Source organism: Rhizobium sp. SRI_017 (genome assembly GCF_057586295.1).
This window is the reverse complement of the sequence record NZ_JBYCZP010000011.1, coordinates 45,772-71,565: the sequence shown is the minus strand read 5'-3', so window position 1 is coordinate 71,565 and position 25,794 is coordinate 45,772. Positions and strand designations below refer to the sequence as shown.

Sequence of the window (25,794 nt, the reverse complement as noted above, 5' to 3'; positions counted from 1 at the left end):
TCCCATGCCACCGATTTCATTAACTACGATTGCGGGAGAAGAGGCCTTCATTGGCAAGTGCCGCCTGCAGACCGCGCGTGAGCGCATTCTGGCCGGGCGCATCGCTCTGACCGGGCTGCTGATGATGATGCGCTCCCGGCTGATGGTGATGCTGGGGGACAGGCTGCTGCTGATAGTGCTGGGCCGCCGGCTGATGGTGATGCTGAGGTGCTGCCGGCTGATGGTAGGTTGGTGAGGTATGCAGCGGTGGCTGGTGTTGTGGAGCCGGAGCTTCCTGTGGCGCACCGTTCTGGATGCTGGTGGCACGGCGCCAGCGATCGATCGCCTTTTCGACATTTGCGGCACGCTCGGCTTCCGACATCTGCACCGTCGGGCCCAGTTGGTCGCTCGCGGGCAGGCGCTCGCGCGGCAGACGCTTGAAGGAGAAGCGGAGTGGCAGCGGCAGCGCTTCGCCGACGCCGACAACCTCGCCAGTGCCGAGTGACGGAACCAGAGAGAGGAGGTGCACCGCTGCATCGGACACCGCCGAGCGCAGCAGGCGGTGATCGCGCTCATTGGCCATGCGCATCATGAAGAGCGTCGAACACTGCGAGACGATCGTCGGATCGAGTTCGGCCGGACGCTGGGTGACGAGCCCGAGATGGACGCCATATTTGCGGCCTTCCTTGGCGATGCGCGACAGCGCACGGCGAGCCGGCGCAAAGCCGGTCGAATGGTCGGCGGCTGCGAAGCGGTGTGCCTCTTCGCAGACGATGAGCAGCGGCGTGCCGCCATCGCTCCAGAGACCGAATTCGAAGGCCAGCCGCAGCACGACGCAGACCACGGCATCGACGACCTCGCCGGGGAATTCGGCGAGCTTGAGCACGATCACGCCCTGGCGATTGGTGTTGACGGCAAAGAGCTGGCCGAGCACAGCCGCCATCGTGTCACCGCCGACATTGGCGTTTTCGAACATGAAGCCGTAGCGCGGATCGTTGCGGATCGTCTCGATGCGTGCCATGAGGCGATGATGGATCATGCGCGTGGCACGGTTTTCGAGCTTGCCCATGCGGTCGTCGATCAAGGAGACGAGATCCCCGATCATGAAGGGCGTCGGCGTATCGACGGTGAAGCCCGAGCCCTGGCGCGGATTACGCCGCGCGATCAGGCCACTGCGATCGGGTCCGTTCTTTATGTTGGCATAGCTTGCCTTGGCCAACGGGATCAGCTCGGCGAGGATGTCGAGCTCCTCCATGACGGCCGGGCGGCCGCCGTAGATGGCATCGGTCAACTCTTCGAAATTGAAGAGCCAGAAGGGCAGCTTGAGGCTCATCGGATCGACGGTTGTGGCGCGCGATCCGAAACTCGCGCTATATTCATTGTGGACGTCGAGCAACAGCACGCGCACGTCGGGCTTGGCCGAAACGAGCTCGTTGAGGATCACTGCGGTACCGGACGACTTGCCGACGCCGGTCGAACCGAGCACGGCGAAATGTTTCGAAACGAGGCCATCGGCATCGATGAGGGCGGGGACACCGCCGTCTTCCTGCATGTCACCGATCTGCATCGGGCGACCTTCGAAGGAGGAGTAGATGAGCTGCAGGTGATCGCGGCCGAGCAGTTCCACGGCATCGCCGATCGCCGGATATTCACGCACGCCGCGGTCAAAGCGGAGGGTACCGTTCGACGCAAAGCTGATCTCGCCCATCAGATCGACGTGAGCCACCGCGTAGCTGCCCTGCGGCGCAGCACTTCCGGCTGCCGAGGAGATCTCGCTGATCATGCCGACAGAGGCGCCCTTGGAATGCTTGAGTGCGACGAACTTGCCGACCGTGGCGCGTGGGCCACGCGTGGTTGGCCGCTGCATCAGCGCGACATGGGCTTCCGAACCGCGGCATGAGATGACACTTCCGAGCTCTGCGCCACGCAATGGGTCTCCAGCGGAGAAAGTCCCGATCCCGTCCTGCATGAAATGCCTCCTGAGAGAATTTCAAGGAGAATAGCCGAAAGAACGCTAATGAAATGCTACGTCGGAAAGTAGAAAGGGCGGATGGTTAATCTTCTATCTGCCTTCTCGCGCAGGAATTGCTTCAAGCGGCCGAGCGCACCTTGCCGATAACATCGATCAGACCATCGACAATCTTTTCGAGCTGGCCCGGGTCATCACCTTCGGCCATGACGCGAATGAGCGGCTCTGTCCCCGAAGGGCGAATAACCAGCCGACCGCGGTTGGAAAGCGCGCTCTCGGCATCGGCGATGGCGCTCTTGACCTGCTTGTCTTCCAGCGGTTTGCCGCCGGCGAAGCGGACATTCTTGAGAAGCTGCGGAACTGGCTCGAAGCGGTGGCAGACTTCGCTCACAGGCTTGCCGAGGCGCTTCACCGCAGCCAGAACTTGAAGCGCGGCAACGAGACCGTCGCCGGTGGTGCCGAAATCGGACAGGACGATATGGCCTGACTGTTCGCCGCCCACATTGAAGTCGTTCTTGCGCATGTGCTCGACGACATAGCGGTCACCGACCGAGGTGCGCGCCAGGGTCATGCCACGATCGGTCATGAAGCGCTCGAGACCGAGATTGGACATGATGGTGGCGACAATGCCCTGCCCGCGCAGGAGGCCATCATTGGCCCAGGTCTCGCCGATCAGCGCCATGAGCTGGTCGCCATCGACGATCTTGCCCTTCTCATCGACAATGATCACCCGGTCGGCGTCGCCATCGAGCGCGATGCCGATATCCGCGCGGACCTCGTGAACCTTGGCGACCAGCGCTTCGGGATGCATCGAGCCGCAATTGAGATTGATGTTTGTGCCATTTGGCTCCGTGCCGATCGCCACGACATCGGCGCCGAGTTCCCACAGAACCGCCGGCGCCACTTTGTAGGCTGCGCCGTTGGCGCAATCGATCGCAACACGGAGGCCGTTCAGCGTCACATCGCGCGGCAGCGTGCGCTTGGCGAATTCGATATAGCGATCGTGGACGCCGTCGATACGCTTGGCGCGGCCGATCGCCTCGGACTTGACGAGTTGCGAAGCGATGTCCTTGTCGACCATCTCCTCGATCTGGCTCTCGATTTCGTCGGAAAGCTTGTAGCCATCGGGACCAAAGAGCTTGATGCCGTTGTCCTGATAGGGATTGTGCGAGGCGGAGATCATCACCCCGATATCGCAGCGGAGCGAACGCGTGAGCATGGCAACCGCCGGAGTCGGGATTGGGCCCAGCACGAATGCATCGACGCCTGCAGCCGTAAAACCTGCGACCAGCGCATTTTCCAGCATGTAGCCGGACAGGCGCGTGTCCTTGCCGATCACCACGCGGTGGCGGTGCGATCCACGCCGAAAGGCGGTGCCGACGGCGATGCCGACGCGCATGGCGAGATCGGGGGTCATCGGGAACTTGTTGGATTGGCCGCGGATGCCGTCAGTGCCGAAATAACGTCTCGTCATGTTTCCACCAGTCGATTCTTCGGGCGCAAACGCGCCCGTTTTGAGAATTCTCAATGCCACAGTCGGCGGACTTTGCCACATCAAATTGGAAAAAGCGTCAATACATAGCGTTAACGGTGCTTGTCTTTCGTCAAAAGAAAAAGCCCGGACGAACCGGGCTTCTGTCTGTCTTGATTGGATCGACCTTACTGCGGTTGCGGCTCGAAACCACCCTCGGCCTCGGTCTGGCCGCCCTTCGGCGTGCCGGTCTTCGGCACGGAGGAGCCGCGGCTGGTCGGGGTGTCGTCGCCGAGATCGCGCGACGGCTTGTCGCCGCGGATCAACGCCTTGATCTCGTCACCCGACAGCGTCTCGTATTCGAGCAGGCCTTCGGCGATGGTGATGAACGCCTCGTTCTTCTCGGTCAGGATGCGACGGGCTTCGGTATAGGCTTCGTCGATCAGGCGGCGCACTTCATTGTCGATCTTCTGCGCAGTCGCCTCCGAGATGTTCTTCGACTGCGTGACCGAGTGACCGAGGAACACTTCCTGCTGGTTCTCGCCGTACATGACCTGGCCGAGTTCGTCGGAGAAGCCCCACTGCGTGACCATGGCGCGGGCGAGTTTGGTTGCCTGCTGGATGTCGGACGACGCCCCGGAGGTGATGTTCTCCTTGCCGAAGGTCAGTTCCTCGGCGACCCGGCCGCCCATCATGATCGCGAGGCGTGACACCATCCACTTGTAGCTCATCGAGTAGCGGTCGCCCTCGGGAAGCTGCATCACCATGCCGAGCGCACGTCCGCGCGGGATGATTGTCGCCTTATGAACCGGATCGGCGGACGCAACATTGATCGCGACGACGGCATGGCCGGCCTCGTGATAGGCAGTCAGCTTCTTCTCTTCCTGGGTCATGGCGGACGAGCGGCGTTCTGCGCCCATCATTACCTTGTCCTTGGCGTCCTCGAATTCTGCCATCGTCACCAGCCGCTTGTTGCGGCGGGCGGCAAGGAGTGCGGCCTCGTTGACGAGGTTCATCAGATCGGCACCCGAGAAACCCGGCGTACCACGCGCGAGAATCTTGAGGTCGACATTCGGCGCCATCGGCACGTTTCGGGCATGGACCTTGAGGATCTTCTCGCGGCCGATGATATCGGGATTCGGCACGACGACCTGACGGTCGAAACGGCCCGGACGCAGAAGCGCGGGGTCGAGAACGTCGGGGCGGTTGGTCGCTGCGATCAGGATGATGCCTTCATTCGCCTCGAAGCCGTCCATCTCCACCAGCAGCTGGTTGAGCGTCTGTTCGCGTTCGTCGTTACCGCCGCCCAGACCAGCGCCACGATGGCGACCGACGGCGTCGATTTCGTCGATGAAGATGATGCAAGGCGCGTTCTTCTTGGCCTGGTCGAACATGTCGCGGACACGGCTGGCGCCGACACCGACGAACATTTCAACGAAATCCGAACCGGAAATCGTGAAGAACGGCACATTGGCTTCGCCGGCGATGGCGCGGGCGAGCAGTGTCTTACCGGTGCCGGGAGGGCCGACGAGCAGCACGCCGCGGGGAATGCGGCCGCCGAGACGCTGGAATTTCTGCGGATCGCGCAGGAACTCGACGATTTCCTCGAGGTCGCCCTTGGCTTCGTCGACACCAGCAACGTCATCGAAAGTCACGCGGCCATGCGCTTCGGTCAGCAGCTTGGCCTTGGACTTGCCAAAACCCATCGCGCCCCGCGAACCACCCTGCATCTGGCGCATCAGGAACAGCCAGACACCAATGATCAACAGGATTGGCAGGAGATTGATCAGGAAGCCGAACACGCCCGAAGACGAATCCGCTTCCGGACGCACCATCACGGTGACGTTCTTGCTCTGAAGCTTGGTCATCAGGCCGTCATCGACTTGCGGTGCATACGTCTGGAAGACACCATTGGTGTCGCCATAGACACCGCGTGCCCGGTTGCCGGTGAACTCGACCTGGCGGACACGGCCGCCATCAACTGCCTTGATGAAATCCGAATACGGGATCTCGGCCGAACTCACCCGATCGCCCTGGCTTTGGAACATGCTGAACAGTGCGACGAGCAACACTGCAATAATGGCCCACAGGGCGATATTTCTGAAGTTGGGGTTCATATCCCTCACCGGAACAATTTAGGCCGCTCGGTTAAACCCGAAAGCAGACCTTTTCAAGGTGTAACATAGGCACGCCCGTCCGGAATGCCAAGCCGGTGGCGCATCAAAACGCGCCATTACCAAGTGACAATAAAGGAAATTGTTCCAATTCGAACGCAGTTGCAAGGTTATTGGCAAGGTCGAGCTTCCGTGATGGGACGAATTTATCGAAGGGCGCGAGCACTGTGCGGACCTCCAGAGCGACAGATTCCCCCTCGAAAATGCGCGGCAACGAGGTTATTGCGCGTTTCGAAATGTCGGCAGGCAAGGCGTCACTCGGTTCTAAAGACAGCAACGGCGCTGCCGCTGTTACGCCCCTCCCCGCGCCGACGGTAACCCGGGCTGAACCGCGGTTGGTGATCTCGTATCGGCCGTCCCAGTAGGCTGACTCTCCGGGTGCGATCGAGAGTTCGGCCAGTCCTCGGTCCTCACGATAGAGATAGAGCAGGTGCCCACGGCGATCGAACAGGACGCGGTTCGCCGTCGCCCGGAAATCCGCCGAGGCGGCCAGCTTGTTCGTAAGACGGGCGGCCGTCTCGCCGCCCGGGCCGTATTCACGGCCGCCAATAATGGCCGCAAGTGTCGCGAGCACCTCCCAATAGGGGTGATAGCGCACATGGCATTCACGGAGATCGACGACGGCGACCGGCCCAGGATACACTTTGACGTGATCGCGGGCGAATTGCGCCGAGACGACATAGTGGTTCGGCACATATTCTTTCTTCGCGGGGCTGCCGGCCAGCACACCCGACCGCCTGATTCGCACCCGCTCGAAGGCCGGATTGTCATTGCTCGGGTCTTCGCTCCAGGTTAGACGCCGTTTCCGCAGGTAATCACGGATAGGTTCCCTGCCGACGCCCAGAAACGGCCGAAGGACCCAGACCTGCCGCTCGACCAACACCGCCTCGTCCATCCCGGCGAGCAGTGTAGGCTTGCGCAGGCCGCGCATGAAGATCGTTTCGGCCTGGTCGTCCCTATTATGTCCAGTGACAATGAAATCGGCACCAATGCGCTGCGCTTCGGCAGCCAGCAGCTCGTAGCGCGCACCGCGCGCCGCCGCCTGGATCCCGGTCGCCGGCTTATTCCCGACCCATCTGAGCGTCGCATTCGGCACGCCGAGCTTGCGGCTCATGCGCCAGGCTGCCTCCGCTTCCTCGGCCGAACCGCTGCGCAGCCCATGATCGACAGTGGCGGAATGCAGGGTCAATCCGGGATGCGTGCGGCGCGCTTCGCTCAGCGCCGCCAGCAGACCCGTCGAATCGCCGCCTCCGGAGAGAGCTACAAGCAGCCGGCAAGATGCCGGCAATCGTTTGAGAAAATCGTCTGCGACTTTTTCGGGCGAGGGTTCGCTCGACGCCTGCGGCGGAGCTTCGCCCGAGGCTCTCGTCATCCGCAGGAGAGCCGTTTCTGTTCGGTAGCAACCTTGGTGATGATGGCGCGCGACGCCTTCGGGTAGGCCTTGGCAACTTCGCGCAGCGTGGCGCAGGCCGTATCGCGGCTGTCGAGGGCGGCAAGCGACATGGCGAGTTTTAGCAGCATTTCCGGTGCCTTCTCGGACTTGCCATAGGTTTTGTAGGCATTGAGAAACGTCTTCGCCGCATCGTTGAACTTGCCCTGTGAATACTGGGCTTCGCCGAGCCAGAAATTGGCGTCCGCGATCTTCTTGCTGTCGGGATGGCTGGCGATAAAGGCTGCAAAACCCGTCTCGGCCGCGGCATAGTCTCCCGCCAGCACCTGTTCATAGGAAGACTGATACTGATCGCCATCCGACACCTTGGGGTCGAGCGCGGCCGTCTGGTCGTTCTGGTCGACGGTGTTCGTATCGGGCGCCGGCAGATCCTGCTTTGCGACTGCATTCGGGTCTGCTTCGTCGGCGCCCATGACATTGCCGTTCTCGTCGACCTTGAGTTTGCCCAGATCGATCGCAGGCGTGCCCAGGTCTAGCTGGTTGCCGCTCTCATCCATAGGCTGGTCGAGCTGGGCTGCTTCGTCGCCCGGCTGGACTTCCGGCGTCTGATCGCCGGAAGTGTTGTTGGCCGTATCCTGGTCGGCAGGCTTTTCGAGCGAGCTCTTCTTCTTGCCGCCCTCGAGTTCCTGGAAGCGGAACTCGTTATCTTCCTGCGCCTTGCGGAGCGTCTCCTGCATCTGCAGCAGTTGGAAGCTCATTTCTTCCACCTTGCCATTCAGCTGCCGAAGCTGTTCTTCCAGTTGCTGCACCCTCAATTCGGTATCGACCGACTGTGCGGAGGCCGCGACCGGCGTCAACGTTAGAAATGCCGTGGCCGCGATGGCAAGCATGCCGGCCAGAAGCTTTTTCGTCATTTGTCCTCGATCCTAGCGTTTCTGGAGATTCGCGCATGAGCGCGAGCAACGGAGTTCTTTCAATTCCGCGACAAAAAAGCAACGGACTCGGGCGGAAGTATGGTTTTGCGCGTCGATTTGATCGTCGCCAAGGGCGCCAGCGACCGGCAAAAGCGATCAGATCAATTTGTGCATTCGGAAATTCGTCATCCGCGCGCCGCGCTTGCCCACCACTTGCTCGGCATCGAGCAGGAAACCCTTTCGGGCGAAGAAGGGGCGCGCCGTATGGCTTGCCTCGGTGAATATCCGCTTCAGGCCCTGCGCGAGCGCCGCCGCTTCCACCTGCCGGAGCAACTGGCTCGCCACACCCGTGCGCTGATAATCCGGATGGACGAACATCATGTCCAGATGGCCATCGGCCTCAAGATCGCTGAAGCCGACCACGCGCACGCCGTCGACCGCGACCCAGGTCGGTCGCGTCAAACGCCATGGCTCCCACGCGTCCCGGTCGACTTGAGACCATGCCGCGATCTGCACAGGACTATAGTCCCTAGCGGCAACCTCGCGGATTGCCCGCTGGAAGACCTCTATGACCGCATCAAGGTCTTCGGTCACATAGCGGCGTAGGTGGATGCTCGTGTCTGTTGCCATCTGGCTGCCCCTGCTTCAGCCAAGGTGGCACGAAGCCCGCCAAACGAAAACCGCCCGCGGAGGCCGCAGGCGGTTTCATGAACGATATATCTGCAGACCAGTGGATCAGCCGTTCGGGCCGCCCTTGAGGGCAGTCACGGCGCGGCGGTTCTGCGACCAGCACGAGATGTCGTCGCAAACAGCGACCGGCTGCTCCTTGCCGTAGGAGATCGTCTTCATGCGGCTACCGTCGACGCCCTGCGAGATAAGGTAGTCGCGGGTGGCTTCCGCACGGCGGGCGCCGAGTGCCAGATTGTATTCGCGGGTGCCGCGCTCGTCGGCATGGCCTTCGACCACGATGCGATAGCTTGAATACTGGTTCAGCCACTGAGCCTGCTTGCGCAGCGTCTGCTGGGCGTCGGCACGGATCGAGGTCGAATCCGTGTCGAAGAAAATGCGGTCGCCGACATTGACGGTGAAGTCCTGCTGCGAGCCAGGCGTCGCCGGGCTGTTCTGCGTGTTGAGACCGAGATCGTCGGTGGTGTCGAGCTTGTTCTTCTTCGCGCAACCGGTCAGCGCGATGCCGCAGACGAGTGCGATGATGAACGGATTGCGGGCGAGCTTTGCCATCGGGCCGCTTGTAATTGTTTCAGAATGGCTCATGGCCTGCTCCTAAGTCTTAATAATCAAGGTTTCCGAACTGTAAGCCGGCGGGGTTAACCTCATCTCTACGATCATGGTTAACAAACCGGAAAATCGAGGCTATTTCATAAAATTCTAATCAACGGCCCCGACGCATTCACGGAAAACTCCGTTCTCACTCGAGCAGCGGCGACCAGGCCGGATCCGACGAGAAGGCCGGTGTGGGAACCCGCAGCTCGTTGTAACCCGAGAGGTCGATCGAGAAGAGCGACGGACCACCGGCACCGGCATTCTGGCGGAAGAACATGATCACGCGACCATTCGGCGCCCAGGTCGGGCCCTCATTGTGGAAGCCCGTGGTCAGGATGCGCTCGCCGGAACCGTCCGGACGCATGACGCCGATCGAGAACTTGCCGCCGGACTGCTTGGTGAAGGCGATCAGATCGCCCTTGGGCGACCAGACCGGCGTCGAATAGGCGCCATCGCCGAAGGAGATGCGCGTCTGGCCCGAACCATCGGCATTCATGACATAGAGCTGCTGGCGGCCGCCACGATCGCTTTCGAAGACGATCCGCTGACCATCCGGCGAATAGGACGGCGAGGTGTCGATCGCAGCCGTCGAGGTTAGCCGCGTCGTGGTGCGCGAGCGCAGGTCCATCGTGAAGATGTTGGCATTGCCCTTTTCCTGCAGGCTCATGATGACGCGCGAACCATCCGGCGAGAAGCGCGGCGAGAAGGTCATGCCGGGGAAATTGCCGACGACCTCGCGTTGTCCTGTCTCAAGCTGCAGCAGATAAACCCGCGGCTGGTCGCCCTCGAAGGACATGTAAGTGATTTCCTGCTGGTTCGGCGAGAACCGCGGCGTCAGCACGATGGCCTTGGACTTGGTGAGGATGCGCACATTGGCGCCGTCCTGGTCCATCATCGCAAGCTGGCGCACGCGGGCATTCTTCGGGCCGGTCTCATGGACGAAGACGATGCGGGTATCGAAATAGCCCTTTTCGCCGGTCAGCTTTTCATAGACCGCGTCGGCGATGATATGCGCGACGCGACGCCAGTTCTCGGGCCGTGTATAGAACTGCTGGCCGATCAGCTGGGTGCCGCCATAGACATCCCAGAGGCGGAATTCGGCGCGCAGGCGGCCATCGGCCTCCTTGGTCACGCGACCCGACACCAGTGCCTGGGCATTGAGCGCCTTCCAGTCCTCGAAGCGGGGAGCCGTGTCGGGATTGGTGATCTTCTGGATGAAGGCCGCCTTGTCGACAGGCAGGAAGAAGCCGGAGCGCTTGAGGTCGGCCGTGATCACGGCGCTGATCTGCGCGCCGAGCTCATCACTCGAAACCATGTCGGAGACCGCAATCGGCATCGGCTCGACGGAGCCTTTGCGAATGTCGAGCTTGACTTCGGCTCGAACAGGCATCGCGAGTACCGCGAACATGGCGGCGACCGCGAAGAGCGCCTTGAAAATCTGGTGTTTCATCATCCTCTATGAGCCTTTCAGCCTAAAAGTCTTCTGTTTGCCGGCGGCCGGGCCGCCCGGGGATCGAAGGTCGTTCGGGTTACATCATTTCGCTCGGATAGAAGCTGAGCTCGACGACCTTCCAGGTGTCGTATTTGTCCTTCGGCAACTGGTCGAAGGGCGCGGACTTCATGACCGCGCGGCGGGCGCCCCCTTCGAGCGCCCTTAAGGACGATCCGTCACCGCCGGAGCTGGTGACTTCCGGATCGCCAACAACTTGGCCGTCCTGGTCCAGTTCGAACCGCACGACGATCTTGATATCGTTCGACGAGACCTGGCCCGGCATCACGGTCCAGTTCTTCTCGACGATGCCGCGCAGCGCGTCCATTTCGGTCTGGCTCAGTTTTTCGCCGCCCGTCGTCTTGGTCGCGCCGAGCGCCGCTTCCTGCTTGCTGCGCTTCTTGCCGCCCGCCTTGTCCTCGACCTTGCTGAGGAAATCGTCGATCTTCTCAGTCTTGAAATCAGACTCCCGCTTCGTCGTTGACTTTGCCGACTTGCGGTCCTTGTCGGACTTCTTGCGATCGGGCTGCTTTTCGGGCTTAGCCTCGGCGACCTCGACTTCCTTCTTCTCTTCTTTCTTTTCCGCGACCTTCTTCGGCTCGACCTTGGGCCGGCTCACCGGCACGGGAACGCTATCGGGAATGATGGTCTCGGCGGCATCCTCAACCGGCTGGTCTTCCTTGACCTCGGGCTCAGGTTTCGGCTCGGGCTTGACCTCGACCTTTGGCTGCTCAACCGCCGCGACCTCCTTGGAGGGCTCGACCGCCGTGTCTTCCTTGAGAACGTCTTCGACATTCTCGGCCTGTGTCAGCTTCTGGTCGGGGATGACTTCCTTGGAAACCTCCTGCGCACCGGCTTCCTGGACATTGGTCGGCTTCTCGGTCGGCGTCGGCACGGATTCGAGGTCGAAGTCGTTGTCGCCGGTATTCTTTGCCTCAGGAGCCGGATCCTCCTTTTGGGTGACCTCAGTGGCCGAACGCTCTTTCTTCGGCGCTTCCTTGTCGCCCTGCTGGAGCTGCGCCAGATCCTCGATCGGCACGAGTTCGACCGGCATCGCTTCGGACATCGCCACCTCGAAAGGCTCGGGCGATGCGAAGGTAAACAGCATCCACGCCGCAACGAGCGCGTGGAGTGCTATGGATGTGATGACGCTACCCTTCATCGTCGTTACGTCAACCCGTCGGTTCCTGCAGCGTCACAAGACCAATATTCTTGTATCCGGCGCTGTTGAGGAGACCCATGACCTTCATGATTGTGCCGTAGTCGGCCGTCGCGTCGCCGCGCACGAAGATGCGCTCTTCGTTGCCGGTCTTGGCGATTGCGGCGAGCTTTGGAACCAGTTCTTCGAGCGAAATCGGCGTCTCGGTTTCCTCGCCGAGATAGACCAGGCCTTCCTTGTTGATGGAAACGGTGATCGGCTTGGTGTCCGAATTCATCTCCTTGGCCTTGGTCTCCGGCAGGTCGATCGGCACGCCGACCGTCATCAGCGGCGCCGCGACCATGAAAATGATGAGCAGCACGAGCATCACGTCGACCATCGGCGTGACGTTGATCTCGCTCATCGGCGCCTTGCGCGATCCGCCGCGCCGGCGGCCGCGACCGCCGGAGGAACCTGCCTGTGAGCCTGCACCCATACCCATACGAAGACTCCGGCTTTACTGTGCCGCCGCGCGCGGCTGGAGCCGCTCGTCGATCTGGCGCGAGAGAATGGCCGAGAATTCGTCGGCGAAGGCCTCCATGCGGGCGACCAGCTTGTTGGCGTCGCCCGAGAACTTGTTATAGGCGATAACGGCCGGGATAGCGGCGACAAGGCCGATCGCGGTGGCAAGCAGCGCTTCAGCGATACCCGGCGCCACGACGGCGAGATTGGTCGACTTCGAGGCCGCAATGCCCTGGAATGAGGTCATGATACCGACGACGGTACCGAAGAGACCGACGAAGGGGGCTGCCGAACCGATCGTGGCAAGCGACGACAGCCGCGCTTCGAGCGCCTCGGTCTCGCGGGCAAGCGTCACGTCCATCGCCCGGTCGATGCGCATCTGCAGGCCGATCGGTGATCGCGCGCCGCGCTCGAAGGACTTCTTCCATTCGCGCATGGCGCCGACGAATATCGCGGCCATTCCCGACGTCTGACGTTCCGACAGACTGCGGTAAAGTTCTTCCAGCGACTGACCGGACCAGAACACCTGCTCGAAGCTGTCGAGCTGGCGCCGTGCGCGGTTATAGCTGACCAGCTTGTCGACGACCATCGCCCAGGTCCAGACGGAGGCGCCGAGCAGGCCGATCATCACGAGCTTGACGATCCAGCCCGCCTGCATGAACAGGCCCCACATGCTCACATCGCTGTGCACAGCCGCTGCCAGTGCTTCGGTTTCCATATGTTTTCGTATCCCCGAATCCAGACGCCCGGCCATGAGACATTTCCCAGCCAGGCGGCCATTCCATCAATCCATCGCTAATCGGCTGAAATGCAGCCTTTGGCATCGCCCTATCTGCATCTCAGCCTTCTTTACGCCAAATTTGGTGAAAGGAAGGCGTGCGCTGCACAAAATCTTACTGATGCCAGTAAGACTCCATTATAGTTAAAAGAAGGTTATCAAGAAGCCGGCCAGCAGACGCGCAGAAGCGGCGCAGGCCGCGGAAACCACCTGCGCCGAAACAATGGACTTTCTCGATTCTTCAGGTGTGATTGACGAGCCGCAACTTCATTTGAGCTCCCAGGCCTTGAGATCCTCGACCACATCGACGAGCTGATCGAAGCCTGACTGCATGCCTTCCGCCATGCCGAGACCGAGATACTCCTCCTTCATCGCGATGCTCTCGAAAACCGTCGTCACGGTGAGCGTCGTCTGCCCACCGAACTCCTCGAAAAGCACGGTAACCTGAAACCGGCCACTGCCCGGCTCTTCAAAGCCGTTGTCATAGACGATCTTCCGGTTCGGCTCGATTTCCAGATAGGTGCCGCCGAAGGGCGGGCCGGGTTCACCCTCGTCGCTTGTCATCTGCATGTGAAACTCGCCGCCGGTGCGGAAGTCCATTTCGCATTTGCTGATCGGCCAGCCCTTCGGTCCGAACCACCTGCTGATATGCTCGGGCTTCGAATGGGCAAGGAAGAGAAGCCGCGCCGGCGCATCGTAGACGCGGGTAATCGTGAATTGTCGGTCGGCGACGGGCTCGGTGGTTGCCTCGGCGTCCATGGTCATTCTCCCTTTTCGATAAGTTCTTTGACGTAAGTGTCGAGCTGTTCGAGGCTCTCGTCCCAGAAGCGCTTGTAGTTGCCGATCCACATCGAAGCCTCCTTGAGTGGTGCTGCATTGAGTTTGACCGGGCGGAACTGTGCCTCTCGGCCTCGCGACACGAGGCCCGCCGCCTCCAGCACCTTGATGTGCTTGGAAATGGTCGGCTGGGCGAGCCTGAAGGGTTCAACCAACTCATTGACTGTCGATTCCTTTTCGGCAAGTCGGGCGAGGATTGCGCGACGCGTGGCGTCGGCAAGCGCGCCAAAAACGAGATCGAGTTGGGCACCGGTCTGCATCTAATGATCCTATATAGCTATATTTCTATATAGCTATATTAATCGTAGTGACGGCTGTCAAGCCGCACTTTTCGCGCGTTTGCGCGGGCTGTACCGCATGCGTTACGCCCAGGAATGCACAACGCCATAAAACAAACAAAAATGCCGCCGACGCGCCTTGCGTTTCGGATAAATCCCGTGGATATACTATGCCGTTACCTAGCCGATGTCGAAACAATATGGTCAAATCATGCGATCGTCGGCCAAATCACGAAAATCGCATGCAACCATTGTAAGTAACCACTGGATGTGGGGAGAAACATGAAGTCACTGGCCTGGGTTTTTGTTGCGACGACTATATTTTCCCTGTCTTTCTCCGCTCCCGCCTATAGCCAAGGCCTCGATCTGCAGTCCTACTGTCAATCCCTCTATGGCGGCAGTTCCAATGCGATCTTGCTGGATGAAAGGGACGCCTATACCTGGCGCTGCACCCAGGGGGACGATATGTTCGAGATGTCGATCGAGGACGCCTGCGACCGGCAATACAATCCGAGCTATTCGGCAAGTCTCGGCGATCGCGGCGACCCCTATTCCTGGGCCTGCTACTGAGGCCGAAGACGGCTCATCCCTGCATCAAGAGATTGGCGGCCTTGACCGCGGCCGAAGCGCGGTTCTCGACCCCGAGCTTCACATAGATCTGCTCGAGATGCTTGTTCACGGTGCGTGCCGAGAGCCCCAGAATCTCGCCAATATCGCGGTTGGATTTGCCCTTGGCGATCCAGGCCAGCACTTCGGATTCGCGCGACGTCAGCACAAAATGCTGCTTCAGCCTTTCACTGTCGCTCGCCTGCGTCTGGCCAGTGAGGCGGAAGAGATGTTCGTCCTGGCCGATCGAGCCAAGGAAGGAGAGCGCGAGACTGGCCTCGCCGCCGGTCTCGACGACAAAGCCTGGATCCTTCTGCGGGCCGGAAAGCCGGCGCTCGTCCATCCAGGTGCGGATGCGGGTAACGACCAGTTCGATACCCTCGTCGCTGCCGGTCGCGGCATTGACGAGTCGAATCGCCTGCGGCGTCGACCACAGGACCTTGCCATTGCCGCGGACCGCCAGCAGATGCCGGCCGGCGGCGTCGAGCGCCACGCGTGCACTCTGGGCCGAGCGGGCATTGGCGAGATGGACGCGGATGCGCGCCCTGAGTTCATCGACATTGATCGGCTTGGTCAGATAGTCAACGCCCCCTGCCCCGAGCGCTCGGACGACATGCTCGGTCTCGGTGAGCCCCGTCATGAAGATCACGGGCACCTGCGCAACCCCGCCATGCGCCTTGAGCCGCTGGCAGGTCTCGAACCCGTCCATTCCCGGCATGACGGCGTCGAGAAGGATGAGGTCGGGCGTGATGCGATCGGCGATCGAGAGCGCCGAGGCGCCCGACGTTGCGATCAGAACGGAGTAGCCCGTCTCCTCGAGCGCCTCGGTGAGGAAGGAGAGCGAATCCGGGCTGTCGTCGACGAGCAGCACGATGTCGCGCGGGTTCTCCACGGCGTTCATGTCTCCGCCTCCTCGCGCTCGAGCTTGCGAAGGTCGGCGAGATAGGCGTCGATGTTGAAAGCCTTGATATGTGCGGTCATGACCTCGGCGAAATGCCGGTTTTTCGCATCCTTGGCAAGGTCGATGAGCTTGGCCTCGATACCGCGCACATAGCCGATCTCGCCGAGCCGGATAAGTTCTTCGATATGGCCCGCGCCAGGGCTGCGGAAACCGGGCTCTGTCTTGCCGTTCGCCGCGGCCGTGGGAATCGTCGCATAGACCCATTCGAGCCCGAGCCAGGTGGCCAGCCTGTCGTGCAACTGGCGGAAGTTCACGGGCTTGGCCAGCGTGTCGTTATGGTCGCTGCCAGCGATTGCGCCGGCGCCACCATCGCCGATATTGGCCGACAGCATGACGATGGGGGCCGTCTGGCCGGTCTCTCTGAGTTTTGCCGCAAGCTCCCAGCCATTCATACCTGGCATGGAAATATCGACAAGGAAGATATCTGGTCGCGCGCCTTCGATCAGCGCTAGACAGTCTGGTCCGGAAATTGCAGTCAGCACGACGAAATCGAGCGGCGCCAGCGCCTCGCGCATCAGTTCGCGATGCTCCTCGTTGTCGTCGACGACGACGATCGTCCGTTGGGGGCCGGTATAGGTCAGTACCTTGCGGTCGAGTGCCGGCGCGCCGGGTTTGCTCAGGCCGTAGAGCATCAGCCGCACGCGGAAGGTCGTGCCGCGCCCCTCTTCGCTCTCGACGGTGATTTCGCCGCCCAGCGTCTGGGTCAGCAGCCGGGTGATCGTCAGGCCAAGGCCAAGCCCTGGAGCGAGCCTGGCCTGTTCGCCGGAGCCACGCTGGAAGGGTTCGAAGATGACAGGCAGATCGGTTGCGGGGATGCCGGGGCCAGTGTCGGAGATGGTGATGGTGGCGACCTGGCCGCGATAGGTCAGGCCGAAGGAGACGGTGCCTTCCGTCGTATACTTCACCGCGTTGGACAAGAGATTGACGAGGATCTGCCGGAGCCGTTTTTCGTCGGTACGCACATAATGCGGAAGTGCCGCGTCGACCGACGTGTTGAAGAGCAGCCCCTTGGCCTCCGCTTGCGGCCGCATCATCCCCGTCACCTGGTCGAGGAAATCGCGGATGTTGATCTCGTCGGAGTAAACTTGAAGCCGCCCGGCTTCGATCTTGGAAATGTCGAGCAGGCCATCGATCAGGCCCGACAGATGGTCGGCGCTTCGCTTGATGACTTTGATTGCCGAACGGCGCGTGTCGGGTATGCTCTCGTCACGCTCGAGAAGCTGGGCATAGCCGAGCACGGCGTTGAGTGGCGTTCGGAGTTCGTGCGTCAGGCCGACGACGTACCGGCTCTTGGCGCGGTTGGCGGATTCTGCTGTTTCCTTCGCGTATTGAAGGGCCGCATCCGTCTTCTTGTGCGCGGCGATTTCCTTGAGCAGCAGCGTGTTCTGGCGGGACGACTCCTCTTCCGCGACCACCCGGCTGTCATGGGCGAGCACGAAAAACCAGACGGCAATGCCAGTGAGAATCGAAAAGACGAGGAAAACGACCCAGACCGTGAGGCCCACGGCCTCCGCGGCTTCCGGGATGGCCGTCCCCGCCCGTTCTGCGATACCCCAAAGCACAAGGCCGATCAGGCCGATCGCAAGCGTCGTCATCACCCCATAGCGGCCAAGGCGGCTCGATAGCGTTCGGAGCGCGGGCTCGGGCAGGATCGCCTTGGCCACTTCGCTGGCCTGATACTTCAACCGCGCCTTGGGCTTGCAGAGATCGTGGCAGCGGCTGTCGAGCGAACAGCAGAGCGAACAGATCGGCGCCGCATAGGCCGGGCACCAGGCCATATCCTCGGGCTCGAAGGGATGCTCACAGATCGAGCAGGTGATGGTGGCAAGGTTCTTCCACTGCTGGCGCGGTTTGCGCGCGAGGTAAAATTTGCCCTTCGTCGCCCAGGCGATCCCGGGCACGGCAATCGCCGCCACGACCGGCGTCATGTAAATGGCAAGCGAGGCGGCATAGGTGCCGAACAGGCCGAAATGCGCGGCAAGCGCGATGGTCACATTGATCGTCATGCCGCCGACACCGACGGGATTGATGTCGTAGAGATGCGCGCGCTTGAACTCGATGCCCGGCGGTGCGAGGCCCAGGGGCTTGTTGATGAAGAGATCGGCGGATATCGAGCAGAGCCATGCGGCCGAGATGATCGAGAAGACGCCGAGCGTTTCCTCGAGCAGCTTGTAGATGCCGAGTTCCATCAGCAGGAGCGCGATCGCCACGTTGAAGAACAGCCAGACGACGCGCCCCGGATGGCTATGAGTCAGACGCGAGAAGAAGTTCGACCAGGCAAGCGACCCGGCATAGGCATTCATCACATTGATCTTGAGCTGCGACACGACGACGAAAGCGGCCGTGAGCACCAGCGCCAGCGTGTGGTTCGGCACCATGTAGCCGAAGGCAGTGACATACATATGCGCCGGATCGGCGGCCTGGCTCGCAGGAATCCCTGAGCTGAGCGCCAGCACGACCAGGAATGACCCGGCCAGCAGCTTCGGCGCCCCCACAATGACCCAGCCGGGGCCTGCAAGGAAACGGGCAAAGCGCTGGCGCCAGTTCGGCGGCGTGTGGTCCGCCGGCAGGAAGCGCAGGAAGTCGACCTGCTCGCCGATCTGCGCCATCAGCGCCAGGATCACCGCCGAGGCAGCACCGAACATGGCGAGATCGAAAGGCGCGATGGTACCGAGTTCGCCGGACTGCTGTCCCTTGCCGGCATAGCTGAGCCAGAAATCGAACTTCTCCCAGTCGGAAAAGGCGATGAAGATGAAGGGCAGGATGTTGAGGATGATCCAGATCGGCTGGGTGATGATCTGGAAACGCGAGATCATCTTCACGCCGTGGGTCACCAGCGGGATCACTGCCACGGCCGAGATGATGTAGCCGAGCCAGAGCGGAATGCCGAAGACCAGCTCCAGCGCGCCCGTCATGATCGAGGCTTCGATCGCGAACAGAATGAAGGTGAAGCTCGCATAGATCAACGATGTGATGGTCGAGCCGATATAGCCGAAGCCGGCACCGCGGGTGAGCAGGTCGATGTCGACACCATGCTTGATCGCATATTTGGCAATCGGCATCCCGATGAGCAGCAGCAGGATCGATGCGGCGACGATGGCGAAGATCGCATTGGTCGTGCCGTAGGAGAGCGTGATCGCGCCGCCCACGGCTTCGAGCGCCAAGAAGGAAATCGCGCCGATCGCCGTTTGCGAAATGCGGGTGGGAGAATATTGCCGAGCGCTCTTGGCAGTAAAGCGAAGCGCATAGTCTTCAAGCGTCTGGTTGGCCACCCATCTATTATAGGCGCGCCGTACCGGCACGATGCGCTGGCGCGCGCCGGTGGCTGGTTCCCCCGCTCCGTCGCTGCCTATTTCCGAGGCAGAGCGTAGATGTGGCGAAAATTCGTTCATTCGATATGAAAAGCATGAACGGGCCGGGGCGGCAAGAGCGCGCGGCGGGCGTTTTCCCTGCAAATCTTGCACGGCGTGGACAATTTGCAAGATGAGAGAAATGACGACGCCCAATTCGCCAAGAAGAACCTGCGCACATTTCCCCCCTCGCGGTACGTCGAATGACGTATGTCGCGGTGCACAATTCGGTCGGATAGTCCCCTCAGACAGCGGGCATTAAGCCTTTCTTAATCTGCGGCCTGCTGCTGAACAGAGGGGAAATCCAATGAAATTCAAAAACCTGATGATGGGATCGCTCGCGGCGGCCATGCTCTCCGCAGCCAGCCTGCAGGGCGCTTACGCCGCTGACGACACGATCAAGATCGGCATCCTCCACTCGCTCTCCGGCACGATGGCGATCTCCGAGACCACGCTGAAAGACGCCATGCTGATGCTCGTCGAAGAGCAGAACAAGAAGGGCGGCCTCCTCGGCAAGAAAATCGAAGCTGTCGTCGTCGACCCGGCTTCCGACTGGCCGCTCTTCGCTGAAAAGGCCCGTGACCTGATCGAAAAGGACAAGGTCGCCGCCGTGTTCGGTTGCTGGACCTCGTCGTCGCGCAAGTCGGTCCTGCCGGTCTTCGAAGAGCTCAATTCGATCCTGTTCTACCCGGTCCAGTACGAAGGCGAAGAGTCTTCGCGCAACATCTTCTACACCGGCGCTGCTCCGAACCAGCAGGCCATCCCGGCCGTCGACTATCTCGCCGCCACGGAAGGCGTCGAGCGCTGGGTTCTCGCCGGCACCGACTATGTCTATCCGCAGACGACCAACAAGATCCTGAAGGCCTACCTGATGTCCAAGGGCGTCAAGGAAGAGGACATCATGATCAACTACACGCCGTTCGGTCATTCCGATTGGCAGACGATCGTCTCCGACATCAAGAAGTTCGGCTCGGCCGGCAAGAAGACCGCCGTCGTCTCGACCATCAACGGTGACGCCAACGTGCCGTTCTACAAGGAACTCGGTAACCAGGGCATCAAGGCCGAGGACATTCCGGTCGTCGCCTTCTCGGTCGGCGAAGAAGAACTCGCAGGTCTCGACACGACCCCGCTCGTCGGTCACCTGGCGGCTTGGAACTACTTCCAGTCCGTCGATGCGCCGGTCAATGCCGAATTCATCAAGACCTGGAAGGCCTATACCAAGAACGACAAGCGCGTGACCAACGACCCGATGGAAGCCGCCTATATCGGCTTCAACGCCTGGGTTAAGGCCGTCGAAGCTGCCGGCACGACCGACACCGATCCGGTTCTCGATGCCATCATCGGCGTCTCGGTTCCGAACCTGTCGGGCGGCACCTCTACCGTCATGCCGAACCACCACATCACCAAGCCGGTGCTGATCGGTGAGATCCAGGCCGACGGCCAGTTCGACATCGTCCAGCAGACAGCCGCTGTCGTCGGTGACGAATGGTCCGACTACCTGCCGGACTCCAAGGACCTGATCTCCGATTGGCGCAAGCCGATGTCCTGCGGCAACTTCAACGTCGCGACAGGCAAGTGCGGTGGCAAGGGCTCCTGATCATCCTTGAACCCCAATGGATGAGATCTGGAGCGGGCAGTGACGAGCTGCCCGCTCTTATTTCCAGACATGAGATGGAAGATTGATCGAGATGTCGCGCGCACTAAGAACCATCATGCTGGCGCTCCTATTGGGCCTTTCGTTCTTCGGCCGGATGGCTTTCGCCGCGGAAGATCTCAAGACCCAGATCAACGCACTGGCCACAGCCAAGCTGCCCGAGCTGCCCGCCAAGATTCAGGCGCTGGCCACGACGGGCGATCCCAAGGTGGTGCCAGTTCTCGAGGCGCTTGGTGAAGGTGATCTCTATTTCCGCAAATCCGATAATGCCGTGTTCCTGACCAAGCCGGCCGGCGCCAATTTTTCGCTCATCGACCCGGTCACGGGCGAAACGGTCGGCGAGGAAGCCAAGGGCGCGCTGACCAAGATCAAGGTCAACAACAATCTCCGCCGCGCCATCCGCTCCGCTCTCGGCGGGCTGACGCTGTTGAGCCCGGACCGCAGCGTGCGCCTCCAGGCCGCCGACGCGGTGTTGAAATCGCCGAGCGCCGAAAATCTGGGCCTGCTCGATGCCGCGATATCGAAGGAAACCGACGCTGTCGTAAAGGCGCGCATGGAGACCGCGCGCTCGGTATCCGTGCTGACCTCAGACCTCGGCGGCGACCAGAAGAAGGCAGCGATCGAGAACATCCGTGACAAGATCGGCGGCCGCGACGCGATCGGTATTCTGATGGCCGCTGCCGGCAAAGCGGATCCATCGGTCAAGCCCGACATCGACGCCGCGATCGCCTCCATCCAAGGCAATCTGGCATTCTGGGATCTCGGCCAGAATGTCTGGTACGGCATGTCGCTCGGCTCGGTGCTGCTGCTTGCGGCCATCGGTCTCGCCATCACCTTCGGCGTTATGGGCATCATCAACATGGCGCATGGCGAGATGGTCATGCTTGGCGCCTATTCCACCTTTGTCGTGCAGGAGGTGATCCGGAACAATTATCCAGGCCTCTTCGACTGGTCGCTCGCGATCGCGTTGCCCGTCGCCTTCCTCGTCACCGGAGCTGTCGGCCTCGTCATCGAACGCGGCGTGATCCGCTTCCTCTATGGCAGGCCGCTTGAAACCCTGCTCGCCACCTGGGGCATCTCGCTGATCCTGCAGCAGCTCGTCCGCTCGATCTTCGGCCCGACCAATCAGGAAGTCGGCAATCCGTCCTGGATGGCGGGCTCCTTCCCGCTCGGCGGCATGACGATCACCTGGAACCGCATGTGGATCGTGCTCTTCTCGCTGTCGGTCTTCTTCGCCCTGCTGGTGCTGATGAAGCGTTCGGCCTATGGCCTGCAGATGCGTGCGGTGACGCAGAACCGCCGCATGGCCTCGTCCATGGGCATCCGCACGCCCTGGGTCGATGCGCTGACCTTCGCGCTCGGTTCCGGCATCGCCGGCATCGCGGGCGTTGCACTGAGCCAGATCGACAACGTTTCGCCCAATCTCGGCCAGTCCTACATCATCGACAGCTTCATGGTCGTGGTCTTCGGTGGCGTCGGCAATCTCTGGGGCACACTGGTCGGCGCTCTGTCGCTCGGCATTCTCAACAAGTTCCTCGAACCCACGGTCGGAGCCGTCCTCGGCAAGATCCTGGTGCTGGTCCTCATCATTCTCTTCATCCAGAAGCGGCCGCGCGGTCTCTTCGCACTCAAGGGAAGGGCGATCGAAGCATGATCACCGGTTTTTTCCTTCGCGCCCTCGACCAGCGAATTATCATCGCCATCGCGGTCATCCTCGCGGTCGCCGTCCTGGTGCCGGCCTCCAACCTGCTCTTGCCCGTAGATAGCGCCTTCCGCATCCCGACCTACGTCATGTCGCTGATGGGGAAATACCTCACCTATGCCCTGCTGGCACTGACGCTCGACCTCGTCTGGGGCTATTGCGGCATCCTCTCGCTCGGCCATGCCGCGTTCTTCTCGCTCGGCGGCTATGCGATGGGTATGTATCTGATGCGCCAGATCGGCCCACGCGGCGTCTATGGCAACCCTATCCTGCCTGATTTCATGGTGTTCCTGAATTGGAAGGAACTGCCGTGGTTCTGGCATGGCTTCGACATGTTCTGGTTCGCCGCGATCATGGTCGTGGTGGTGCCCGGTCTGCTCGCCTTCATCTTCGGCTGGTTCGCTTTCCGCTCCCGCGTCAACGGCGTCTACCTCTCGATCATCACCCAGGCGATGACCTATGCGTTGTTGCTCGCCTTCTTCCGCAACGATATGGGCTTCGGCGGCAATAACGGCCTGACCGACTTCAAGGAAATCCTGGGTTTCTCCGTCCAGGCCGATGGCACCCGGGCCGCTCTCTTCGCTGCCAGCGCCATCATGCTGGCGATCTGCCTGCTGATCTCTTCGGCTATCGTGCGCTCGAAATACGGCAAGGTGCTGATCGGGGTCCGCGATGCCGAAAGCCGTACCCGCTTCCTCGGCTACCGCGTCGAGAACATCAAGCTCTTCACCTTCGTCGTCTCCGCCATGATGGCCGGCATCGCCGGTGCACTCTTCGTGCCGCAGGTCGGCATCATCAACCCGGGCGAATTCGAACCCGGCAACTCGATCGAGGTTGTCATTTGGACCGCCGTCGGCGGCCGCGGAACGCTGATCGGGCCGATCATCGGCGCGGTGCTGGTCAATGCCGGCAAGACCTTCTTCACCGGCGCCTTCCCCGAAGTGTGGCTGTTTGCGCTGGGGGCACTCTTCGTGCTGGTGACGCTGTTCCTGCCTAAGGGCATCGTCGGCACCGTCCAGCAATTCTACGCGCGGCGGAAGGAGTATTCCGATGCCGCCACCAAGGAAAAGTCCCGCGTGGCGCCCATTCCCACCGCCGTCGCAGAACCGGGAGCCGCTGAATGAACGCCGTCAACAAGGACATGAAGCCGAAGTCCATCCTCTATCTTGACGGCGTTTCCGTCTCCTTCGACGGCTTCAAGGCGCTGAACTCGCTCTCCTTCGTCGTCGAGCCCGGGGAACTGCGCGCCATCATCGGCCCCAACGGCGCCGGCAAGACGACGATGATGGACATCATCACCGGCAAGACCCGACCCGACTCGGGCGAAGTCTATTTCAACGGCGATATTGACCTGACCAAGAAGGACGAGGCCTCGATCGCTCAGCTCGGCATCGGCCGCAAGTTTCAGAAGCCCACGGTCTTCGAAAGTCACACGGTCTGGGACAATCTCGAACTGGCGCTCAATCGCAATCGCGGCGTGTTCGGCACACTGTTCTATCGGCTGTCCGGCGAGGACAAAGCACGCATCGAGGAAATTCTCGAGACCGTCCGCCTGACGCACCGCAAAGATGACTATGGCGCCAACCTCTCGCACGGTCAGAAACAATGGCTGGAGATCGGCATGCTGCTGGCCCAGGAACCGAAGCTGCTGCTGGTCGACGAGCCCGTGGCCGGCATGACGGACGCAGAAACGTCGGAAACCGCAATCCTGCTCAAGGACATCGCCAAGACCCGCTCGGTCGTGGTCGTGGAACACGACATGGGTTTCATCCGCGACCTCGGCGTCAAGGTGACATGCCTGGCCGAAGGCTCTGTTCTGGCCGAAGGCTCGATCGACTTCGTCAGCTCGGACCCCAAGGTGATCGAAAACTATCTCGGCCGTTGAGGCCGGCGTGAAAATAGAAGGAGGCGATCGAACGTCAGATTGAATAATGTCCTTCCCGGCAAATTTCATTCTGGAGTTCGATCATGCCCTTTCTCGGATTGTTGTTGATGGTGGCGGCCGGTGCGGCTGTCTGGTGGTGGCGATTGAAGATGGTGAAGGAAGCAGGAAGCGAGGTCATCGACTCGGTCGAGCGGATGCGCGGCGCCTACAAGCGCCGGCAGTTCCGCAAGGCGGCCGAGGCTGCGCCGCTGGCCTCGATCCAGAACCCGGCTATCGCCGCAGTCGTGTTCCTTCTCGTGCTCGCCAACGAAAAGCCGATGCAGAAGGACCTCGCCAAGGAAATTATACGCGAGCGGATGAAGGACATCATCGCGGTCAAGGATATGGATGAGGTGCTGATCTTCGCCGATTGGACCGCCAAGAGCGTCATAAATCTCGACGATCCGGTACGCCGCTTCCGCGATCTCTGGCTGAACGCTTTGGATGACGCCGAACGCCGTCAGCTGATCGATATGGGCGAACAAATCGCCGAAGTTGGCGGCGAGCCGACACCGCAACAGACCGACGCCCTTCAGAAGCTGAAGAGGTCATTGCTGAATTGAGCAAGGGAACATGACATGCTGACCGTCGAGAACGCCAACTTGCATTACGGCGCCGCCCAGGCGCTGCGCGGCATTTCGATCAAGGCCGAGATGGCCAAAATCACCTGCGTCCTCGGCCGCAACGGCGTCGGCAAGTCGTCCCTGCTCCGCGCCGTCACCGGTCAGCATCCACTGTCATCGGGCAGGATCAGCTTCGAGGATAGGGAACTCAATGGCATGGCGCCCTACAGCCGCGCCAAGCTCGGCATCGGCTATGTCCCGCAGGGCCGCGAGATCTTTCCCCTCCTGACAGTGAAGGAAAACCTGGAATCTGGTTACGCGCCGATCAAGCGCTCCGAGCGCTTTATCCCCGACGATATCTTCAGCCTGTTTCCGATCCTGCAATCCATGCTCGGCCGCCGCGGCGGCGACCTCTCAGGTGGCCAGCAACAGCAGCTCGCCATCGGCAGGGCGCTGGTGACCCGCCCGCGCATCCTCGTGCTGGATGAGCCCACCGAGGGCATCCAGCCCTCGATCATCAAGGATATCGGCCGCGCCATTCGCTATCTCCGCGACTCCACCGGCATGGCGATCCTGCTTGTGGAACAATACCTTGATTTCTGCCGCGAACTTGCCGACCATGTCTACATCATGGACCGCGGCGAGATCGTGCATCAGGGACCGGCGGAAACGCTCGACACGCCCGAGGCCCGCCGGCATTTGACGGTGTGATTTTTGACTCGAGTTATGCAGGTATCCCCTTCTGCCCTGCCGGGCATCCGCCCCTCAAGGGGGGAGATTCGATGGAGCAATGCCTCGCTGACGGCCAGCGTCG

22 protein-coding genes are annotated in these 25,794 nt (G+C 61.2%); 7 read left to right on the top strand and 15 right to left on the bottom strand.

The genetic code is table 11. The features are described from left to right. Positions 1–19: 19 nt before the first annotated feature. The 13 genes from AC2YI2_RS22445 to AC2YI2_RS22385 form a co-directional block, all read right to left on the bottom strand. Positions 20–1,948: an ATP-binding protein gene (locus AC2YI2_RS22445; protein ID WP_487388725.1), complete on the bottom strand. Its 1,929-nt coding sequence runs from the start codon at positions 1,946–1,948 to the stop codon at positions 20–22. Positions 1,949–2,069: 121 nt separating this feature from the next. After that, positions 2,070–3,422: a phosphoglucosamine mutase gene (gene glmM / locus AC2YI2_RS22440; RefSeq protein WP_487388724.1), complete on the bottom strand. Its 1,353-nt coding sequence runs from the start codon at positions 3,420–3,422 to the stop codon at positions 2,070–2,072. A 185-nt stretch (positions 3,423–3,607) separates the two neighbouring features. Then, positions 3,608–5,536: an ATP-dependent zinc metalloprotease FtsH gene (gene ftsH / locus AC2YI2_RS22435; protein ID WP_487388723.1), complete on the bottom strand. Its 1,929-nt coding sequence runs from the start codon at positions 5,534–5,536 to the stop codon at positions 3,608–3,610. A gap of 103 nt (positions 5,537–5,639) precedes the next feature. Further along, positions 5,640–6,965 (bottom strand): tRNA lysidine(34) synthetase TilS, encoded by a 1,326-nt coding sequence (gene tilS / locus AC2YI2_RS22430; protein WP_487388722.1) that lies wholly within the window; start codon positions 6,963–6,965, stop codon positions 5,640–5,642. Then, a complete protein-coding gene (ybgF, locus tag AC2YI2_RS22425; RefSeq protein ID WP_487388721.1) occupies positions 6,962–7,897 on the bottom strand; it encodes a tol-pal system protein YbgF in 936 nt (311 codons plus the stop codon). Before ybgF ends, tilS begins: the two co-directional genes overlap by 4 nt. A 156-nt stretch (positions 7,898–8,053) precedes the next feature. Further along, positions 8,054–8,527 (bottom strand): GNAT family N-acetyltransferase, encoded by a 474-nt coding sequence (locus tag AC2YI2_RS22420; protein ID WP_487388720.1) that lies wholly within the window; start codon positions 8,525–8,527, stop codon positions 8,054–8,056. Between the two features lie 105 nt (positions 8,528–8,632). Beyond that, positions 8,633–9,169 carry a peptidoglycan-associated lipoprotein Pal gene (pal, locus tag AC2YI2_RS22415; protein ID WP_487388719.1) on the bottom strand — a complete coding sequence of 179 codons (537 nt, stop codon included), beginning with the start codon at positions 9,167–9,169 and terminating at the stop codon, positions 8,633–8,635. A gap of 154 nt (positions 9,170–9,323) precedes the next feature. Continuing rightward, entirely contained in the window at positions 9,324–10,586 is a 1,263-nt protein-coding gene (gene tolB, locus AC2YI2_RS22410) for a Tol-Pal system beta propeller repeat protein TolB (protein ID WP_487388879.1), read from the bottom strand. 121 nt (positions 10,587–10,707) lie between these two features. After that, positions 10,708–11,829 carry a cell envelope integrity protein TolA gene (tolA, locus tag AC2YI2_RS22405; RefSeq protein WP_487388718.1) on the bottom strand — a complete coding sequence of 374 codons (1,122 nt, stop codon included), beginning with the start codon at positions 11,827–11,829 and terminating at the stop codon, positions 10,708–10,710. Positions 11,830–11,839: 10 nt separating this feature from the next. Continuing rightward, a complete protein-coding gene (gene tolR / locus AC2YI2_RS22400; protein ID WP_487388717.1) occupies positions 11,840–12,307 on the bottom strand; it encodes a protein TolR in 468 nt (155 codons plus the stop codon). Between the two features lie 15 nt (positions 12,308–12,322). Next, the gene (tolQ, locus tag AC2YI2_RS22395; RefSeq protein WP_487388716.1) at positions 12,323–13,045 is read right to left on the bottom strand and encodes a protein TolQ; all 723 of its coding nucleotides are present in this window, start codon (positions 13,043–13,045) and stop codon (positions 12,323–12,325) included. Between the two features lie 327 nt (positions 13,046–13,372). Then, positions 13,373–13,864 (bottom strand): SRPBCC domain-containing protein, encoded by a 492-nt coding sequence (locus AC2YI2_RS22390; protein ID WP_487388715.1) that lies wholly within the window; start codon positions 13,862–13,864, stop codon positions 13,373–13,375. A gap of 2 nt (positions 13,865–13,866) precedes the next feature. Further along, a complete protein-coding gene (locus AC2YI2_RS22385) occupies positions 13,867–14,202 on the bottom strand; it encodes an ArsR/SmtB family transcription factor (protein ID WP_487388714.1) in 336 nt (111 codons plus the stop codon). A gap of 300 nt (positions 14,203–14,502) precedes the next feature. Between AC2YI2_RS22385 and AC2YI2_RS22380 the strand changes: the two genes are divergently transcribed. Beyond that, entirely contained in the window at positions 14,503–14,790 is a 288-nt protein-coding gene (locus AC2YI2_RS22380; RefSeq protein ID WP_487388713.1) for a hypothetical protein, read from the top strand. Positions 14,791–14,803: 13 nt separating this feature from the next. Here the strand turns inward: AC2YI2_RS22380 and AC2YI2_RS22375 are convergent, their stop codons facing one another. Further along, positions 14,804–15,727, bottom strand: coding sequence for a response regulator (locus AC2YI2_RS22375; RefSeq protein ID WP_487388712.1), 924 nt, complete (start codon positions 15,725–15,727; stop codon positions 14,804–14,806). Beyond that, positions 15,724–19,179, bottom strand: a complete 3,456-nt coding sequence (locus tag AC2YI2_RS22370; RefSeq protein WP_487388711.1) for a hybrid sensor histidine kinase/response regulator — start codon at positions 19,177–19,179, stop codon at positions 15,724–15,726. The genes AC2YI2_RS22375 and AC2YI2_RS22370 overlap by 4 nt, the downstream gene beginning before the upstream one ends. A gap of 283 nt (positions 19,180–19,462) precedes the next feature. On the opposite strand from AC2YI2_RS22370, the gene urtA reads away from it, so the two are divergent. The 6 genes from urtA to urtE all read left to right on the top strand — a co-directional run bounded on the left by urtA (position 19,463) and on the right by urtE (position 25,691). After that, positions 19,463–20,734, top strand: coding sequence for an urea ABC transporter substrate-binding protein (gene urtA, locus AC2YI2_RS22365; protein WP_487388878.1), 1,272 nt, complete (start codon positions 19,463–19,465; stop codon positions 20,732–20,734). A 91-nt stretch (positions 20,735–20,825) separates the two neighbouring features. Next, entirely contained in the window at positions 20,826–22,445 is a 1,620-nt protein-coding gene (gene urtB, locus AC2YI2_RS22360; protein WP_487388710.1) for an urea ABC transporter permease subunit UrtB, read from the top strand. Continuing rightward, positions 22,442–23,617 carry an urea ABC transporter permease subunit UrtC gene (gene urtC, locus AC2YI2_RS22355; protein ID WP_487388709.1) on the top strand — a complete coding sequence of 392 codons (1,176 nt, stop codon included), beginning with the start codon at positions 22,442–22,444 and terminating at the stop codon, positions 23,615–23,617. Before urtB ends, urtC begins: the two co-directional genes overlap by 4 nt. Beyond that, entirely contained in the window at positions 23,614–24,378 is a 765-nt protein-coding gene (urtD, locus tag AC2YI2_RS22350; protein ID WP_487388708.1) for an urea ABC transporter ATP-binding protein UrtD, read from the top strand. Before urtC ends, urtD begins: the two co-directional genes overlap by 4 nt. Before the next feature lie 83 nt (positions 24,379–24,461). Next, entirely contained in the window at positions 24,462–24,980 is a 519-nt protein-coding gene (locus AC2YI2_RS22345) for a hypothetical protein (RefSeq protein WP_487388707.1), read from the top strand. Positions 24,981–24,995: 15 nt separating this feature from the next. Further along, complete coding sequence (gene urtE, locus AC2YI2_RS22340) at positions 24,996–25,691, top strand: urea ABC transporter ATP-binding subunit UrtE (RefSeq protein ID WP_487388706.1); 696 nt, start codon at positions 24,996–24,998, stop codon at positions 25,689–25,691. The last annotated feature ends 103 nt before the right edge of the window (positions 25,692–25,794 follow it).